Source organism: Ellagibacter isourolithinifaciens (assembly GCF_008831035.1).
GTDB classification, from domain to species: Bacteria; Actinomycetota; Coriobacteriia; order Coriobacteriales; family Eggerthellaceae; genus Ellagibacter; species Ellagibacter isourolithinifaciens.
Genome location: NZ_WAJR01000056.1, coordinates 1 through 2,186, shown reverse-complemented (window position 1 = coordinate 2,186; position 2,186 = coordinate 1). Strand labels below are relative to the sequence as shown.

Genomic DNA, 2,186 nt, shown 5'->3' with positions numbered 1-2,186 from the left:
TATCCATATGCGGTTATTGCCTTTCCACGAATCCTAACTTCAGCAATTAAGATTCTAGGCGATAACCGCTTCCTGCTTTCTACGGACAGGGAAGCGGCCCCTTACACCAACATTCGGCACGCGATCCTTGGTTTGCCCGGCACCAAATACCTCTTCATAGACGAAGTGCAAAATGTCAGCGGTTTTGAAAAGGTAATCAACAGCTATCGAGAGGAAGGCGACATTTCCATTTTCATCACCGGATCGAATTCCTATTTGCTTTCGGGCGAGCTCGCCACGAAGCTCACCGGCCGTTACATCGAGATCGAAATGTTCACCTTATCATTCGCCGAATATCTGGAAATGAAGAAATTCCTCGGCCGTACGCTTTCCCCCACCGCCCAAGAATTCGACGAGTACCTCACGTATGGCGGTTTCCCGCAGACCCTTGAGTTCACCGATGCGCAAGCTAAAGCTGACTACATCGAGAGCGTTGTCGCGCAGATATTCGACAAGGACATACGAGAGCACAGCAAGGTACGCAATAAGGAAGCGTTCGACCGCGTACTAACGTACGTGATAAACAACTTCGGCGCACCAACAAATTTAGGAAACATGGAGGAGCATTTCAGAAACGTCGAGAATATCGCCATTCGGAGGGAAACCATCGCCCGCTATGTCGACCTGCTCATAAACGCGAAAATTCTTTACAAGTGCGAGCGCTTTGACCTGAAATCGCGCAAAAGCCTGCGCGGAGACGAGAAGTACTACCTGGCCGATCCGGGCATATATTTCGCGCGCAACACCGATGCGCGCATCAATTACGGCCCAGCGCTGGAAAACGTGCTGTTCGTCTACTTAAAAACGCAAGGGCTTCGGATAAGCGTCGGGCGCATCGGCAAGCTGGAATGCGACTTCATCGTTCGCAAACGCGAAGACTACGCCTATATCCAGGTGTCCATGACCATCGCCGACCGCAACGTCGAGGAACGCGAGTATCGCCCTTTCTCGAAGATAAAAGATGCCTACCCCCGTTATCTTTTCACGCTCGACCCCTTGTTGCAAAAGCGCGATGGAGTAAAGCACCTCAACCTGCTGCAGTTCCTTGAAGAACAAGGGGAAATCCTGTAACCGCCACCGCCGTCAGGCATCGTGCGTTGCCCGCCAGCAAAACAGTCATCGCGAGCGCGACTGCGACCCGGCAGCACGATTGTCGACTGGACAACCTGCGGAACCTGCCGCTGGATGATTGACGCGCGCGGCTGTCTCACAATCGCGCCGATGGAAGGCGCCGACAGTGGCAACCTTTCGTATTGGAAGGATACGCCCTGGTACGATTACCGCGACTCCATAACCTCCGCGAAAATCAAGGATGGCGTCGTTGCCGCAACAACGTTTCGCATGTTCAGGGGCTGCTCCCGCCTGATCTCGGTTGACCTATCGGGCCTTGACACCTCGAAGGGACCGAAATGGGCAGAGAGGACACCTGGGAGAGCGGCATGCTCTCCGGCTGCACCCGACTCGCCTACCTCGACGTGTCGAGCCTCGACACGTCCAATGTCACGAGCATGGGCTGCATGTTCGACTTCGCCGCCGATAAACCCGTGAGCTTTGAGCAGATGATCACCATCCTCGCGCGCATCACTGTAACCCCCGACGAGATCGCGGCGTCGAGAGGCGACCTATCCGCCTTCGTCGACGGCGATATGGCGAGCAGCTGGTCGCGCAATCCCCTCGCATGGGCGCATGACCTGGGCCTTGTCGAGGGTTACAACGAACCCGACAGGGGTAAGCTCCTCTGCCCGGGCGAGAATGTCGAGCGCCAGCGCGCGGCCACCGTCCTCGCGCGCGCCTTCACCATGGGAGTCCTGAAGTAGCGCGGTGCCGTATAATGCACGTAAACGATTTTGCCTGAGGGAGGTGCGACATGCTCTATCAGCTGATGAACAAGAACACCGTCGTCGCAACGTACAAAGAAGAGAAAAGGATCGATGACTTCCGCTATACAGAGGTCGAACGCATTGACCCTTATCTCCCCTACGGGTTCATCGACATCAACGACTGGATCGACGGGCGAGCCATGATCGCGTGCCGAATGTTGGTGTAAGGGGCCGCTTCCCTGTCCGTAGAAAGCAGGAAGCGGTTATCGCCTAGAATCTTAATTGCTGAAGTTAGGATTCGTGGAAAGGCAATAACCGCATATGGAT

At 55.1% G+C, this 2,186-nt stretch carries 3 protein-coding genes; all 3 read left to right on the top strand.

Annotated features, from left to right (window positions below):
• Window positions 1–1,110: ATP-binding protein (locus F8C90_RS10700; protein ID WP_158050489.1), on the top strand; the 1,110-nt coding region annotated here is incomplete at its 5' end.
• Window positions 1,111–1,448: 338 nt separating this feature from the next.
• The gene (locus F8C90_RS10690) at window positions 1,449–1,856 is read left to right on the top strand and encodes a hypothetical protein (protein WP_158050487.1); all 408 of its coding nucleotides are present in this window, start codon (window positions 1,449–1,451) and stop codon (window positions 1,854–1,856) included.
• A 50-nt stretch (window positions 1,857–1,906) separates the two neighbouring features.
• A complete protein-coding gene (locus tag F8C90_RS10685; protein WP_158050486.1) occupies window positions 1,907–2,086 on the top strand; it encodes a hypothetical protein in 180 nt (59 codons plus the stop codon).
• Window positions 2,087–2,186 lie beyond the last annotated feature (100 nt).

Excerpts from the sequence above, each read along its gene's own strand:
- F8C90_RS10690 (WP_158050487.1), top strand. The coding sequence starts at position 1,449 with ATGGGCAGAGAGGACACCTGGGAGAGCGGCATGCTCTCCGGCTGCACC.
- F8C90_RS10685 (WP_158050486.1), top strand. The coding sequence starts at position 1,907 with ATGCTCTATCAGCTGATGAACAAGAACACCGTCGTCGCAACGTACAAA.